Here is a 14,423-nt window from a genome sequence, read left to right as displayed (position 1 = left end):
CTATAGGAAAGTGACTAGAGTATATCAACTTGAACTAATAAAGCAAGTAGGATTTGAAGTAATAATTGGATGTTAACTGCAATTTGTGTGTCAGTTGTTGTTACATTGACATTTCTAGAGTTTTCAACAACAGTCTTCTGGCGGGAGATCTGTCTGTTTCTAGAAGCTTGTAGAAGCTCTTGAGTCACTTTCTGAGCTTGAGAGCTGTCAGCGATAGAAATACTTACTACTAAGGCAATGGCAGCTTGTAATGCAGCTTGAAGATTTAAAGCAGCCTTTGTATCAGTTGTAGTAACAGTTACATCACAAGAGTCCTTAATGAAGATTAACTCCTCATTTAATTGTAAATTGTCAGCAACCTGTGTAGCTTCTTGAACGACATCGTCGCTATCGTTAAAGCATTGGTGTTCAGAGCTTGGATCTAAAGCAGACCATCTATTTTGGTCTGCAGTATTGAAACGGTAAGTTTCTTGATTCATTCCAGTTTCCTCCTTAAAATTTTTTGTTATCAATTAGTAATAACTGATTCCTATTTTTTCTTGCTTCGTAACACTCGATTTGAAGATTTGTTTGAAACCCTCGAAGTATTGACTGAAGGTCTATTTGTACTTTCAACCATACCTGTCTCTGGATTTGCATCGTTCTCAGTTACATTTGTTTGCGTGTTATTTAAAAATTGTTGAGTTTGTTGTTGTAGTCTTCGAATGGTGTTTCGAAGTTCTTGCTTTTGGCTATTTGTTAGATTACGAGTATTAGCTTGAACGCCATTTTTATTTAAAATATTCCGTACAAGCATATTCATAAGTTTTTGCTGTGAATCTTGTAAGTTTTGTGGATCTAACCCCATGCTCACCCCTCCTTTATTTTCTAGCACATTGCTACTATATGTACTTGTCACTAAATGTGTATAAGTCATCAGTGGAGATTTTCACATTTTTTTAAGAAAAATATAACAAATGCTAGACTTCTCCCTATGTTTTTTTACCTCATAATAATCACTAGACTTTTCCCTATTAATAGGAAATAACCGGATATGCACTTTTATCATTTATTGCCCTTTCTAGGGTGGACAACTTCCTCTAAGACAACTTCTGAATAAATTGGATAATAACAGAAGGGGGGAGATAGTAAATGATAAAAAAAGCTATTATACCTGCAGCAGGATTTGGAACACGTGGATTACCATTTACGAAGGTAGTTCCAAAAGAAATGCTCCCTATCGGAGGACGTCCTGCAATTGACTATATTATCGAAGAAGCTGTAAATGCTGGGATAGAAGAGATATTGATGATTGTTTCCCGTACTAAAAATCTAATTGTGGATTACTATGATAGGTCCCTGGAATTGGAGGCTTTTCTTAAGGAGCAAAACAAAGAACATCTCCTAGAAAAGGTACGGCTTCCTGATGTGAAAATTTATTATACAAGACAGTTTTATCCTAAGGGTTTAGGGCATGCCATTTCTTTAGGAAAGGATTTCGTTGGAGACGACCCTTTTGCCATTTTACTACCCGATGAAGTCTATTTGTCTTCAAGCATCTCACCATTAAATGAGCTAATAGACTCCTATAAGGTCCACGGAAAGAGCGTACTAGCGCTTCAAGAAGTGGAGAAGCAACATTTAAAAAGCTATGGAGTTATTAAAGTAGAAAAAAAGGAAAAAGATCGATTATATAAAATTTCGGACATTGTTGAGAAGCCTGAAAATAATCCTCCTTCCAACCTTGCTGTAACAGGTAGGTATATCTTAAAGCCTAATATTTTTCCTTGGTTAGAATCTATTAAACCTGGAGTAGGCTCCGAAATTCAGTTAACAGATGCCATTAAACATGTAATTCAAGAAGATCAGGCGTATGGTCTTGAAGTTGCTAGTGAGCGCTTTGACATTGCAAAAGAAGCTGATTACGTCAGACTCATTCAGAAAGTATATACACTACAACAAGAAGAGAAGGATGAGTAAGGTGAATGTATTAGTAATAGGAACAGGATATGTAGGTACCACAACGGGATTAGTTTTATGTGAAAAAGGCCATAGAGTTACTGGCCTAGATATTGATCAGAAAAAGGTAGAGGCATTAACAAGTGGAGAATTACATTTTTACGAACAAGGGCTTCCGGAACTATTAAAGAAACATCTTAGCGAGAAAAATATCTCGTTTACTACTGATCCCAAAACGGCAGTTGAAGAAAATGATATGATATTTATCTGTGTAGGAACCCCTAAGCACGAGGATGGAAGTGCTGATTTACGTGCAGTTCATGAAGTTGCTAAATTGATTGGCACCTATATGAATAGCTATAAGGTTGTTATTAACAAGAGTACTGTTCCAGTTGGAACCGCTGATATTGTTAGGGATATTATTAAGGAACAAAACAGGAATATTCCATTTGATGTAGTATCAAATCCAGAATTTCTAAGGGAAGGTACGGCTCTTTTTGATGCACTCCATCCTGATCGAATCGTACTAGGAAGCACAAGTAAAAAAGCGACAGAAATGATGAAGAATCTATATCAAGATGAAAGCGCTCCGATACTAGAAACTACAACAAAGGCTGCAGAACTAATTAAATATGCCTCGAATTCTTTCCTAGCCTTAAAAATATCCTTTATAAATGAACTTGCAAGACTGTGTGATACGTTAGAAGTCGATATTGATGAAATTTCTAAAGGAATTGGATTAGATCATCGAATCGGTCCACACTTTTTAAAAGCAGGAATTGGCTATGGTGGATCTTGCTTTCCGAAAGATGTTAGTGCATTAATTACAACTGCCAAAGAGTATGGAATGAAACTTAGTATATTAGAAGAAGTCGAGTCAATTAATCAATCTCAACCACTGTATTTCATTAAGAAACTTGAGCAAGCTTTGGGAGAATTACAGAATAAAAGAATTGCAGTACTTGGTTTGGCTTTTAAACCTGGGACGGATGATACACGTGAATCCCCAAGCTTTATCATTATAGATGAGTTACTTAAGAAGAGCTGTAAAGTGGGGGTACATGATCCAATTGTTAAACTATCAAAACCTGGAGTTAAACAATTTTCTAGTGTACAAGAAACAGTAGCGGGTGTTGACGCGATATTACTTTGTACAGACTGGGAAGAGTATAAGGTGTTAGATTGGTCAAAACTCAAGAATGCAGTTAACCATCCTTATTTCTTTGACGGTAGAAATTTATTTTTGAAACACGAAATGGAAAAGCTGGGATTTATTTATGAAGGTGTAGGAAAAAAGTGAGTTTGTTTAAAAGGTCATCATTTATTGTAAATGATGACCATATTTTATTATTGTACGGGTTTATTCAACCGCTCGAATGGAGGCAAAAGTATGAGTTTATTTGATTTTTTAATCTTATCCCTGGCGAGCTTTCGTCTAACTAGACTACTAGTCTACGATAAAATTACCGAGTTTATAAGAAGACCTTTTCACGACATAATTGAAGAAGAATTACCAGATGGAACGATTGAAGAGTATATTCAGATAAAGGGAACAGGAATTAGAAAATGGATTGGAGAGTTATTAAGCTGTCACTGGTGTACGGGTGTTTGGTCAGCAGGATTTCTTTATGTTGTCTATGAGTATTATTTTAATTTATCTGAACCTCTTCTGTTTATTTTTGCAGTTGCTGGGCTTGCAGCAATTGTAGAGTCTATTATTTCAAAACTATTACATTAACCTACTAGGACATTTACACATTTTCCTCTTTCTACACTCCTGTCCATACAAACTATAGTCATTTTCCATATAGTAGGAAATAGGAACAGTAAAGAGGTGAAAAACATGGGGAAAAATGGACCAGCGAAAAATAACAATACGCCATCACAGACAGAGAATCAAGAAGTAGTAGTAAATAGCAATGATAGTAACCTATTAAGTGTAAATGCACCAGGGGGAGTTTCCATTCAAGTCCTAGGGATGGATATTCAGGTTAAGGATTTACAGATAACAATTGGCCCTGATGCAAATATAGGTGAAATCCACAGTATTATTGACCAGCTTAAGAGAAAGGCGTAACTCCTATGGATCATATAATTGATAAACGGAAGTATCTTATGTGATGCTTCCGTTTTTTTTATGCTATTTATTGATCCTCCTATTAACTAAAAGGCTATAAATAATCGCCTGTTTTATAAAATGAATAATTAATCGTGGGACAAACACACTTACAAGTTTGCAAAAAAAGTATAAGGTATAGTACTGAGTTTGGAGGTGAGAACATGGGAAAAAAGGAGAAGGATAAATCAAAGAAATACCAAGAATATAGAGCGATAGTAAGAGAAGAACTGGAAAGTGCACTACGTAATCTTTCTATAAATGTTCAATTTGATTTTGTCACTCAAGCAGAACTAGAGGCAAAAGCCAAAGCAGAAGCCGACGCTGCAGCTGTAGAAGCTGCTAAAGAGGGTGAAGCTATTCAGCCAGTAATAGAAGCAACTGCTACAGCCACAGAAACAATCAAAGAAGATATTCCAGAGACAACTCCAGAAAAAAAACAGTAATGTGAACAATTTAGAAATGATACAAGATTGTAGAAAGGGCTGCTTACAAGATAATGCAGTCCTTTCAAAATTTTTTTAAGTTTCCTAATCAATTTGTCCTATACAACAAATTATGTCTGGAATAGTATACATTGATAGCTTTATTTTGGCCTAGTTTAAAAGCCCTTTAAGTATGAAAAAAGATAAAAACTGTGAGGTGAAATTGAAATGAATCATAAAGTGAATGTGGATTGTAAGGAAATAGAAGAGTATGTCAAAAATATACATGTCCAATCACATGAAGATACAGATGTTTCAGTGCAGAATAATACATCACTTACGATGATAGGTAAAGGAGTACACGGAGCTGTATTTCAGATTAATGAAAATGTTTGTGTAAAAGTATATGGAGAAGAAGATGTATGTGCCAGAGAGCATTATGCATTATCATTAGGTCAACAAACGAGCCTTTTTCCTAAGGTTTTTTGTCATGGACCAAAGTTTATCGCAATGGAAATGGTTTATGGAATTGACTTAAGGGAATATTTACAATCACAACCAATAACGAAAGCTTTATCTGAAAAGTTAATTAACCTCCTCATTACGTATAAACAAATCGGCTTAGAAAGAATCGATCACCATAAACGACATATCTTTGTGCAAGAGGATGGGAATTTAAAGGTTCTAGATGTCGGTACTACTGTATGGAGAAACCGTGTATATCCATATCCTAGAAAACTATTAAACAGCTTAGGAGACCAATATAGAGAGGTCTTCTTAGGACATGTAAAAGAAATGGCACCAGAGCTATTTGAAGAGTGGCAGAAATATATGGAGATGGAAAAATTCGCTACAGCATTACATGAAAAATATTTCGAAAACGGAAAAGTAGATGCAAAAAAGCTTAAGAAAGAAGCGAAAATATTAGCAACTGGCCAAACTGAATGGGATTCCAAAATTGAAGATTTAGTTAGAAAGGTTCACAAAGAGCAGTGGGTAAAAGGATTAATCGCTCAAGGATTGGACGTAGAATACGTAAAAGCAAATGCAAAGGAACTAGAGAGACAGTATATTTATAACTTTGAAGGAAAGAAGAAAAAAGGAAAACGAAGTTCAATTTGGGATGAAGCAACAGACAGTAAGAAGCCAAGAATCTATTCATCATCGAAAAAGAAACGCAAGAAAAAGAAGTAGTCGGGAGAGACAGAATTTTAATTTACTAGTTAAAATTCTGTTTTTCTTAGAAAAATGAATGAAAGGAGGCTAATCTTGAGAGTTTTAGTCATTTGGCGCTTATTAACGGTTGGTGGGGTTAATGCAGGCTGGAGAAATCGTGCCGTTTATTTTAAAAAGTACGGGATCGATACAGACTTCATGTATGTAAAAGACCTTGGTGGTATGCACATCATGGAAGATGTTGCAACCGTCTATCTCACTGATGATAAAAAAGAAATTGTGAATATTATTCAAAAGAATAACTATGATGTAGTCATTATTTGTGATACACAAAAGGGCTACAAATGGATAAGGAAAGCAGGGTATACGGGGCCACTTCTGATTGAGGCACGAACTCCAGAGATTATTAAACTAACAAGGCACCTGCCAGACTTTGATGAAGTAACGCCGGACCGAATTATTGTGCCTTCTCATCATCAAAAACGTTTAGCATCGATATTAATTGACTCTAACGCACCATACGAAGTGATCTATAACGGCATCGATACGACGTTTTTTAAGCCACTTACACCTAATGAAATACATGCCAATACAAAACCAATTGTCCCAGAGGGGAAGAAGGTAGTTGCCTATATTGGCAGACTGGATGGCCGGAAAAACTGGAAGTTATTAATGGAAATTGCCCACTTAATTAAAAGTGAAAGAAATGATATTGAAATATGGATTATTGGTGGCGAAAAAAGTGTCCAAAGAGATGAGTTTGAGGTTTATCGAAGTGAGCATTCGCTTACGGATATTGTAAAATGGTATCCTGTAATCCCATATCAGGAAATGCCCCACATGTATGCGAAAATCAAACAAACGGGTGGTTGTACAATTGCTACAACAAAAGGAGAGTCTTTTGGTAATACTTTCATTGAGTCTATGGCTTGTGGAGTGCCCGTAGTAGCCCCTTATATCTCATCGATTCCTGAAATCGTGGTTGATGGAAAAACTGGCTTGCTTTATCGTGAGGAAAGTGCAAGAGAAGCAGCGCAAAAGATCTATCAAATCATTGATGCACCCAACTATTATGAAACTTTATCCCAAAATGCACGAAAGCTTGTGGAAACTACCTTTTCCATTTCTACCTGTGCAGAGCGTTATGTTGAATTACTTCAAGAATTAACAGGAGGTGGTCAACATACAACCGATTAAATATCATCAACTTTTTGAAGGCAAGTCCAATAATGCACATCTGTTTTCCTTCGATAATGGCAAACAGTATATTGTAAAGTTTTTAAAGGAAGGTCAAGAGAAGGTCCTTTTTAATGAATGGGTTGGATATGCCATTGCTCGTTTTTTGCAATTACCTGTTCCACCAAGTAGATTTGTAGAAATTCCGCAGTCTTATTTTGAAGGATTAACTGATGGTGAATTAATTAAATATACGAAGACACAATTTGCAACTGAATATATACCCGGGTGTAAAAACGCACATGAATTAACGACTCCAAATGTAGTTAATCGGGAACAGCTTGCGGGGATTATCATTTTCGATTACTGGTTATATAACCAAGACAGAACTAGGAAAAATGTTCTCTTTAAAGAAATGGATGATAATAAACACCAGTTATATATCATTGATCACGCAGATATTTTTGGCTCTTTTGCATGGGATAACAGCAACCTATCTACGTACTGCAGAAAATTAATGAAAAGTGCCACTCATGAAATAATTGCTGAATTTATAGAGGATGAAAAAGCCTTCTATGATCAACTTGCAATTATACAATCGATCCCAATTCATTTATTAAATGAGATTGTAGAGTTTATTCCTGAAGATTGGGGTATAACTGAGGACGATAAAAAACAAGTAGTCGATTATTTAGTTTGTCGTAGAGATATCGTATTACCAAAATTAATACGAGACTTTATAAAAGTAAGATATCGGCCACTTCATATAGAAAAATAATGGGCAGCTACTCAGCTGCCTTTTTAAACAGGAGTCATTACCCACAATTATGATTAATTGGAGGTATCGGAGTGGACTCGTATCAAAAGGTAACAATTGCAGGTTCTGATCATGAGTTGTATGTTAAGAGGGATACTCATAAAGGAAGGCATCTAATGAAATATAACGGAATTACAAATCCTAAACTTACAAATCTATGGAGAGATGCTATTTCACAGTTTCAACCTGATATCGTTATAGATGTAGGAGCTCAGTTTGGAGAAGTCCTTTTTTCGACTACCTACGAAAAAGAGACAAAGATTATTGCGTTCGAGATGAATCCTGAATATATCCCATATCTTATCAAATCAAAGCAAAATCACCCCAATTTTAGTCAAATTGAGATTATACCTACGACGAGTGCCACATTGGTATCCAATCAAGTTGTATATGAGGCACTTCCCCAGTTAGTTCCCCTTGAAGATAAGAACTATGGGAGGCTGTTATTTAACATGAGACTTGATGGGTTTGAATCTTTTTTCTTAAAAAGATTAAAAGGAGTAGTGGATTCATGTGAGCAGGTGGTTGGTTATATAGAGTTTAATAGTATCCAGCTCAAGGAGAATGGTGTAAATATAGAGGAGTACATTCATTATTTGGAAGAGCATTTTACAATATTTATACATGCTTCTACTAATAAATTAATAAAACTAGATTCATTGAATATCCCTAGTTTAAAGCGAGTAGTTAATAAGCCATATATTATTACACATTTATTACTAACCACTGATTCAAGATTGATCGAAACTCTAGGGTTTCATTTAAAAAAAGCTTACTTAGACATGGGCTTTTACTATAGTAAGGAATGAAATAGCTGCTCTAATTGAACAGCTATTTATTAATTTATAATGATTTTGTTTAACGAGAAAACTCCTTTTGGTATCTCTTTACTATACACATAACCATCCACAATTGTGGATTTACTAGATTCTTTAATAGGGAGTTGGACTTCAAATTGGGAAAAATAAATCATCTCTCCTGGTTTTATAGGTTCCGGGTTAGTATAGGTAATCCAATATTCTCCTTGCTCCTTAATCTTTTCTTTCCAATTATCATGTAAAAACTGCCAATTGTTCTCTGGAGTATTAGGTAAATAAGATTCGCTTTGTTTTGACTTTGTAGCTATTTTACCACTGAGGTTTCCGGCATCGACTGGAGTGATCTTAATACAAACAATAATATCATGTAATGGAACTGTGCCATTGTTTTTAAGGATAAAATCCCCAAATATTGTAGTTTCCATATCACCTTCTTCAAAAGTAGGAAGGATTAAGGAGTAAGCGAAATGAGCCTGAATGCTTGGAGAAGGTTTTGGTGACAGTTTTTCTTCTTTTTCCTCTGGTCTCTTAGTTTCAGAGGTGACGACTTTTTTCTGCAAAACCGCAGCCCTTTGTTTCTCCTCTTCCAAAGCTACTTCTGTTTGAAGAAGTTGTTCCTTTAGAGAATGTATTTCTTTTAAATAGGTACCAACCTGCTGTTCCTCAAGCGAATATAATTTTTCCTGAAGATAGCTGTTTCGTATTTTTTCTTTTTCTAGCATGGCCTGTAAGGATTTTATTTTATTTTCGTAGGTTGCAATTTCTGATTGAAAATGAATAATTCTTTGCCTTAGCTGTATACTGTCATCTTGGCGAGTATTTTGGTGTTTCGGATTCAAAATATTTCCTCCTCTCCAATACAACTTATGTAAAATATCTACGATTGGTGTTTTCCTACGAAGCTGCACGTTTTTAGTTATTATCATATTGTATTTGTAGTTGGGTTAATAAAAAAACTCGGTATTAACCGAGTAATTTTGACTATACCCATACAGTAGTGCTGAAAAATTAACTAGACTGTTGATTGAACAACAGCCTAGTTTACCCTGGCCTGCTTAGTGTGCAGGAAAAACTTCTGGACATTGTGGTGGAAACTTTTCTGTCGGACATAATGTCACATCTTCTAGAATTTCTTCACGTGGTTGACAGAATCTTCCTTCGATTTCAAGCTTTACGTCTGCTTCCATTTGCACTTCTAAGCAAAGAGTAAGATTGATATCTAATTGTTGGAATTCCTCAGGCTCGCAAATTAGAGTTGCGTCGCATTCAACAAATGATACATGTGCTTTTAACTCTGTACCTTCTGGAGCGCACAATAAGAATGTTTGAGTTGTAGCGAAAGGAATCGGATGCTTTGTTACACAAAGTTCATTACCCATACCATCTAGAACTTCAACCATAATGAAACCTCTAACAAGAGTTTTAACTCTTTGTAGAGTGACTTCATCACCGTTTGGTAATGTAACAGTAACTGGCTGGCGGCGAGAAATTTCTTGAACCTTTATTTGATTTTTATCTTGGAATCCTGTCTCAATTGGGTTACCGTTTTTATCACTTAAGAAGCAATTTACTTCTACTTCTTCTTGACCCTCAAGTACTTCACATAGTTCCATCAATGTGTCTTCTGTACTAGTACCACATACAAATTTTGTATTTAGGTTGTCATCAGTAAATGAAAGATCAACTTCTAGTTGGCGAGTAATCCAGTCATATACTTTAGTTGTTTTAATACATAATCTTTCTGTATCTCTTGATTTAAGACCCACTTGTGTTCCTCCTTTTTTATAATAATAACCCTTGGGTAATGGGGCTACTGTATAGTATGTTTTCAGTAGTCAAGTGTGCTGTGACAAGAGCGGAATTTTCTTCATATGATAAGGTGTAGCAACGTACTCATTTAGAAAAAAGTTAGGTTTGGAGGCGAAGAAGGTGAATCTAAATTCTAGTAATCCGGTTATTCTACAGCAGAAAATTATTCATCTGCAAGCAGAGTTAGAAAAATACAAATCCTCACGTAAAGAAAAATTGTTGTTTGAAAATCAAAAATTACATTCAGAAGTAGAAAGACTTCGTGAAGAGAATGCCGCATTGAAGGAACAGCTCGGATTAAGGAAAGTTGGCCAAAATAGGGAAGAAATCAGTAACTCATCTCAAAAAAGAAATACGCATAAAAATAATACACAAACAACGAAAGATCCAGATAACGAAATAAACAATAGCTGGTTTTTGAGTAATCTTGTTCATGAAAGTAAACAGAAAAATAAGTAGAACGTGGAAAACGAAAAGTAGCGATCCAGCATACACTGTCTAATAAAAAAAACTATGGAGGAGTTATGAATGAATAATAACAATCAGAAAAGTACGACTAACGAGTTAAAAGCGTACTCATCCTCAAATACAAATAAACCAAAAAAGAAAACTGGCGGATGTGGATGCGGGAAGAAAGTAAAGCGATAAAAGTGATCTACCTCTAATCGAATAAACTTCGGTGGGAGGTTTTCTTTTTTTGTAAAAACAAAAAGGAGCTTCATTGAAACTCCATTTTTTTATGTTGGTATTAAAGGGCATTCTTCTGGTTGATCAAGGGAAGGGCAATTTGATATTATTTCGGTTTCAACCCTAGGATTACAAATCTTACCGGTTATTTCAACCTTCACTTCACCTATTACTTGTATGCTCTGGCAAATTTGAATCGATAATTGGATTTTAATACAGTCTTTTTCTTTGCCTGGTAATGGGAGTTGATAAACATTACATTCGAAATCACTAATATCGCATTTTATCTCTGTTCCAGGTGGAGCACATAATAGAAAAGTTTCAACTTCAGAAAAAGGAAATGTACATTCCTTGCAGACTTTCTTTTTAGAGTTTAGAAACTGAACAGTAATAAAACCAGATTTTAATATGGTAACCTTTTGCAAATTTACCCTTTTTCCGTTTGGGAGTGTTACTTTTATATCCTGTCTAGGATATTCCTCCAAAAGCTCTTTACATTCAATTGCATGAGGAGCATAAGGATCAATTTCGTTACCATCTTTATCTGATAAGAAACACCTTACTACCTTTATATCGCAGTCAAAATTCTTTTCATTAAGTGAGTGTATAGTGATTAAAAACTCACCACAACAACAATTTTTGTTATCAGTTTTACATTCTTCACCGTTTCTACACTGTGCTTCAATAAGTTTTACATTTCCGAGAGTAGCGCAGAAGGATTGACCTTTACTAATTGAGTCTATTTTTTCTCCGTTTACAAAAATATCCAAGACACAACCACAACTGGAGGTTAACTTAATTTGTACCGTTGCTGCAATATGATGGACTCCATATCCGGTCCAAAGTGGTGTTCGTAAAGGAGAATCGCACTTAATTTTAAAATCACAGCAAATACAGTCTTTGAACTCTTCCTTCTTTCGAGGAAATGGAATGATTTCTTTTTCTTTAATATGCACAATTCGATTAACCCAGTCAAACACCTTTTTTGTACGGATACAGTGTTTATGATCATTTTTTAGTTCTAGTAACTGCAAATAAGGTACCTCCTTTCATTCATACTGGTCTTTTTATCATATGGTTAACAGCCAAATAATGTACTAGGCAAAAGAAACAACTTCATTTCCTATTTAAAAAAGGCAAATAGCCAAGACAATATAAAATCTATGAATATAGTAAATGTGCCGTTTCAAAAGTTAGAGAAAGAAAATACAAATATAAGGATAATAATTACAGGAGGTGCAATGAAATGGGAAAATGTCATGATTTTTGCAATTGTGATGACTGTGGAAAACATAAGGACTTTAAGAAGGATTCTTGTGACTTTGTAAAAGACAAATTATGTTGCCATTGGTGTATTCCACGAGGTCAAGCACAAAATGTTTATGTCACAGCTGGGTTAAATGTTTTTGCATCAGGTTTTATTTCAGTGGACTGCACTGGAGATAGCAATGTCGTAGTGAGATTCTTCAATGGAAACACTCCAGTAGCTGGCCCATTTGGAGTTTTCGAAGGTGGTTGTATGACTTTTACAGCCGCAAACTTTAATAGAATCGAAGTTTTCTGCCCGGCTGCACCACCAGGAGCAGCAGATGGAGAGCAAGATGACAATAATTGTTCAGGAAAAATCTGTATTACACCACGCTATCAGGTTAAATGTGATTTTGATGATCACGATAAGGATTGCGGTTGTTAATCGTTTGTTTTTTGTAAAACGGGTATGGAGAAACACATACCCGTTATTGATTAATGCTTTATTTACCTTAGGAACTTTGATCAAAAATTAGATATTGATAAACAGGAATGTGAGGTGAATAATATATGATCACCATAAGTTTATGTATGATAGTAAAGAATGAAGAAGAAGTTCTATGGAATTGTCTTAACTCTGTTAAAAACATTGCAGACGAGATTATAATTGTAGACACTGGCTCAACGGATCGTTCAAAGGAAATTGCTAGTGAATTTACAGATAAGATTTATGACTTTGAATGGGTTGGTGATTTTGCGCCGGCTCGAAATTATTCGTTTAGCCATGCAACAATGGATTATATTCTATGGTTAGATGCAGATGATGTACTCTTTGAAGAGGATCAAAAAAAACTTCTTGAGTTGAAAAAAACACTCGACCCATCTGTTGACTCTGTTTCAATGATATATAACTATGGATTTGATAAATATGGAAACGTAACGCTTAGTTTTAGAAGAAACCGATTAGTAAAAAGAAGTAAGAATTTTAAATGGTATGGAGATTGCCATGTCTATTTACAAGTTAATGGCAAAATACTCGATACTGATATTTGTGTTTCACATAAAAGAAAACACCATTCAACTGGTAGAAACTTAGCAATCTATGAAAATAGAATAAGCCGTGGTGATAAGTTTAGCGCACGTGATTACTACTATTATGCGAATGAACTCGATGAAAATGGATTTACTGAAAAAGCTATTGAGAATTATACTATTTTTCTAGATATGAAAGAAGGTTGGGTCGAGGATAAAATAGCTGCATGTGGTAGGTTAGCTGATTGTTATGCTAAATTAGGTGAAATTGAAAATCAGAAACAGGCACTTTTTAAATCATTTGAATACGATGAACCACGGCCAGAGATTAGTTGTAAGATAGGATATTTATTAAGAAGTAAACAGAAATATAAAGCAGCCGCATTCTGGTATGAACTTGCTGTGAACTATAAGAGGCCAAAAGATAATTGGGGATTCTTTAATGAAGCCTATACTACTTGGGTACCTCATTTAAATTTATGTGTTTGTTATTACTATTTGGAGGACTACGAGAAGGCTAATCATCATAATGAGATTGCAAGGAAATATCGTCCGGAAGATGAAAGTGTAATAAACAATAAGAAGCTCTTGGATGCAAAACTTTCAAATAGAGTTGAATGAAAAGATAAAGCATAGGTATTGTACCTGTGCTATTTTTTTATCTGTACAAAAGGTAAGCAAGATTGAAATTAAATTAACTTACTGTTGATGTAAATCGTTTAAAGAAATAGAAACTATTAATTATAAACACACATTTTTATATCAAATGTTTGTTTACTGGTTGAATGCCGAGACATGCTTGAACCTTTTTCAATAGATTATAAGGAAACTATTTGAAAGAGGTGAAAAATCTTGGGTATTAGATTTCATGATGATGATTGTGAATGTTCCAAATGCTGTATAAGTGGACCACGTGGACCAAAAGGTAAACGTGGACCAACGGGGCCACCTGGACCAACAGGACCAACAGGACCAACCGGTCAAATAGGAGCTGCTGGCGCAACAGGACCAACGGGAGCAACAGGAGCAACAGGACCAACAGGACCAACAGGACCAACAGGACCAACAGGACCAACAGGAGCAACAGGAGCAACAGGACCGACAGGAGCAACAGGAGCAACAGGACCGACAGGAGCAACAGGAGCAACAGGACCGACAGGAGCAACAGGAGCAACAGGACC

At 35.4% G+C, this 14,423-nt stretch carries 17 protein-coding genes and 1 pseudogene; 13 read left to right on the top strand and 5 right to left on the bottom strand.

Features of this window, described 5'->3' with window-relative positions:
* Positions 1-14: 14 nt before the first annotated feature.
* Entirely contained in the window at positions 15-479 is a 465-nt protein-coding gene (locus AB3M96_RS20995; RefSeq protein WP_412969566.1) for a spore coat protein, read from the bottom strand.
* Between the two features lie 50 nt (positions 480-529).
* Positions 530-847, bottom strand: a complete 318-nt coding sequence (locus AB3M96_RS20990) for a hypothetical protein (protein WP_412969565.1) — start codon at positions 845-847, stop codon at positions 530-532.
* A gap of 284 nt (positions 848-1,131) precedes the next feature.
* On the opposite strand from AB3M96_RS20990, the gene AB3M96_RS20985 reads away from it, so the two are divergent.
* The 9 genes from AB3M96_RS20985 to AB3M96_RS20945 all read left to right on the top strand — a co-directional run bounded on the left by AB3M96_RS20985 (position 1,132) and on the right by AB3M96_RS20945 (position 8,457).
* On the top strand, positions 1,132-1,959 hold the full coding sequence (locus AB3M96_RS20985; protein WP_412969564.1) for a UTP--glucose-1-phosphate uridylyltransferase: 828 nt from the start codon (positions 1,132-1,134) through the stop codon (positions 1,957-1,959).
* The gene (locus tag AB3M96_RS20980; RefSeq protein WP_412969563.1) at positions 1,952-3,238 is read left to right on the top strand and encodes a UDP-glucose dehydrogenase family protein; all 1,287 of its coding nucleotides are present in this window, start codon (positions 1,952-1,954) and stop codon (positions 3,236-3,238) included. The genes AB3M96_RS20985 and AB3M96_RS20980 overlap by 8 nt, the downstream gene beginning before the upstream one ends.
* Before the next feature lie 90 nt (positions 3,239-3,328).
* Positions 3,329-3,676, top strand: a complete 348-nt coding sequence (locus AB3M96_RS20975) for a DUF1360 domain-containing protein (protein ID WP_412969562.1) — start codon at positions 3,329-3,331, stop codon at positions 3,674-3,676.
* A 105-nt stretch (positions 3,677-3,781) separates the two neighbouring features.
* Positions 3,782-4,015: a hypothetical protein gene (locus AB3M96_RS20970; protein WP_412969561.1), complete on the top strand. Its 234-nt coding sequence runs from the start codon at positions 3,782-3,784 to the stop codon at positions 4,013-4,015.
* 203 nt (positions 4,016-4,218) lie between these two features.
* Positions 4,219-4,500: a hypothetical protein gene (locus AB3M96_RS20965; RefSeq protein ID WP_412969560.1), complete on the top strand. Its 282-nt coding sequence runs from the start codon at positions 4,219-4,221 to the stop codon at positions 4,498-4,500.
* A gap of 207 nt (positions 4,501-4,707) precedes the next feature.
* Positions 4,708-5,673, top strand: a complete 966-nt coding sequence (locus AB3M96_RS20960) for a protein kinase family protein (RefSeq protein ID WP_412969559.1) — start codon at positions 4,708-4,710, stop codon at positions 5,671-5,673.
* A 75-nt stretch (positions 5,674-5,748) separates the two neighbouring features.
* Positions 5,749-6,852: a glycosyltransferase family 4 protein gene (locus AB3M96_RS20955; RefSeq protein ID WP_412969558.1), complete on the top strand. Its 1,104-nt coding sequence runs from the start codon at positions 5,749-5,751 to the stop codon at positions 6,850-6,852.
* Positions 6,830-7,609 (top strand): HipA family kinase, encoded by a 780-nt coding sequence (locus AB3M96_RS20950; protein WP_412969557.1) that lies wholly within the window; start codon positions 6,830-6,832, stop codon positions 7,607-7,609. The genes AB3M96_RS20955 and AB3M96_RS20950 overlap by 23 nt, the downstream gene beginning before the upstream one ends.
* Positions 7,610-7,680: 71 nt before the next feature.
* Entirely contained in the window at positions 7,681-8,457 is a 777-nt protein-coding gene (locus AB3M96_RS20945) for a hypothetical protein (protein WP_412969556.1), read from the top strand.
* A 29-nt stretch (positions 8,458-8,486) separates the two neighbouring features.
* On the opposite strand, the gene AB3M96_RS20940 is transcribed toward AB3M96_RS20945, so the two are convergent.
* A complete protein-coding gene (locus AB3M96_RS20940) occupies positions 8,487-9,305 on the bottom strand; it encodes a hypothetical protein (RefSeq protein WP_412969555.1) in 819 nt (272 codons plus the stop codon).
* 216 nt (positions 9,306-9,521) lie between these two features.
* The gene (locus tag AB3M96_RS20935) at positions 9,522-10,232 is read right to left on the bottom strand and encodes a BMQ_0737 family morphogenetic spore coat protein (RefSeq protein WP_412969554.1); all 711 of its coding nucleotides are present in this window, start codon (positions 10,230-10,232) and stop codon (positions 9,522-9,524) included.
* A gap of 163 nt (positions 10,233-10,395) precedes the next feature.
* Between AB3M96_RS20935 and AB3M96_RS20930 the strand changes: the two genes are divergently transcribed.
* Complete coding sequence (locus tag AB3M96_RS20930; RefSeq protein ID WP_412969553.1) at positions 10,396-10,734, top strand: hypothetical protein; 339 nt, start codon at positions 10,396-10,398, stop codon at positions 10,732-10,734.
* Positions 10,735-11,012: 278 nt separating this feature from the next.
* On the opposite strand, the gene AB3M96_RS20925 is transcribed toward AB3M96_RS20930, so the two are convergent.
* A complete protein-coding gene (locus AB3M96_RS20925; RefSeq protein WP_412969552.1) occupies positions 11,013-11,996 on the bottom strand; it encodes a BMQ_0737 family morphogenetic spore coat protein in 984 nt (327 codons plus the stop codon).
* A 212-nt stretch (positions 11,997-12,208) separates the two neighbouring features.
* On the opposite strand from AB3M96_RS20925, the gene AB3M96_RS20920 reads away from it, so the two are divergent.
* The 3 genes and pseudogenes from AB3M96_RS20920 to AB3M96_RS20910 form a co-directional block, all read left to right on the top strand.
* A complete protein-coding gene (locus AB3M96_RS20920) occupies positions 12,209-12,655 on the top strand; it encodes an S-Ena type endospore appendage (RefSeq protein ID WP_412969551.1) in 447 nt (148 codons plus the stop codon).
* Between the two features lie 125 nt (positions 12,656-12,780).
* Complete coding sequence (locus AB3M96_RS20915; protein WP_412969550.1) at positions 12,781-13,863, top strand: glycosyltransferase; 1,083 nt, start codon at positions 12,781-12,783, stop codon at positions 13,861-13,863.
* Positions 13,864-14,094: 231 nt separating this feature from the next.
* Positions 14,095-14,423, top strand: a pseudogene (locus AB3M96_RS20910) (hypothetical protein); the annotation flags it as partial.

It is taken from the genome of Ferdinandcohnia jepli (assembly GCF_047246645.1).
Taxonomy (GTDB): Bacteria; Bacillota; Bacilli; order Bacillales; family Bacillaceae_L; genus Ferdinandcohnia.
Note: the sequence above shows the minus strand (reverse complement) of the source record. Positions and strands in the feature narration are given on the sequence as shown.

Excerpts from the sequence above, each read along its gene's own strand:
- AB3M96_RS20995 (WP_412969566.1), bottom strand. The coding sequence starts at position 479 with ATGAATCAAGAAACTTACCGTTTCAATACTGCAGACCAAAATAGATGG.
- AB3M96_RS20990 (WP_412969565.1), bottom strand. The coding sequence starts at position 847 with ATGGGGTTAGATCCACAAAACTTACAAGATTCACAGCAAAAACTTATG.
- AB3M96_RS20985 (WP_412969564.1), top strand. The coding sequence starts at position 1,132 with ATGATAAAAAAAGCTATTATACCTGCAGCAGGATTTGGAACACGTGGA.
- AB3M96_RS20980 (WP_412969563.1), top strand. The coding sequence starts at position 1,952 with ATGAGTAAGGTGAATGTATTAGTAATAGGAACAGGATATGTAGGTACC.
- AB3M96_RS20975 (WP_412969562.1), top strand. The coding sequence starts at position 3,329 with ATGAGTTTATTTGATTTTTTAATCTTATCCCTGGCGAGCTTTCGTCTA.
- AB3M96_RS20970 (WP_412969561.1), top strand. The coding sequence starts at position 3,782 with ATGGGGAAAAATGGACCAGCGAAAAATAACAATACGCCATCACAGACA.
- AB3M96_RS20965 (WP_412969560.1), top strand. The coding sequence starts at position 4,219 with ATGGGAAAAAAGGAGAAGGATAAATCAAAGAAATACCAAGAATATAGA.
- AB3M96_RS20960 (WP_412969559.1), top strand. The coding sequence starts at position 4,708 with ATGAATCATAAAGTGAATGTGGATTGTAAGGAAATAGAAGAGTATGTC.
- AB3M96_RS20920 (WP_412969551.1), top strand. The coding sequence starts at position 12,209 with ATGGGAAAATGTCATGATTTTTGCAATTGTGATGACTGTGGAAAACAT.
- AB3M96_RS20915 (WP_412969550.1), top strand. The coding sequence starts at position 12,781 with ATGATCACCATAAGTTTATGTATGATAGTAAAGAATGAAGAAGAAGTT.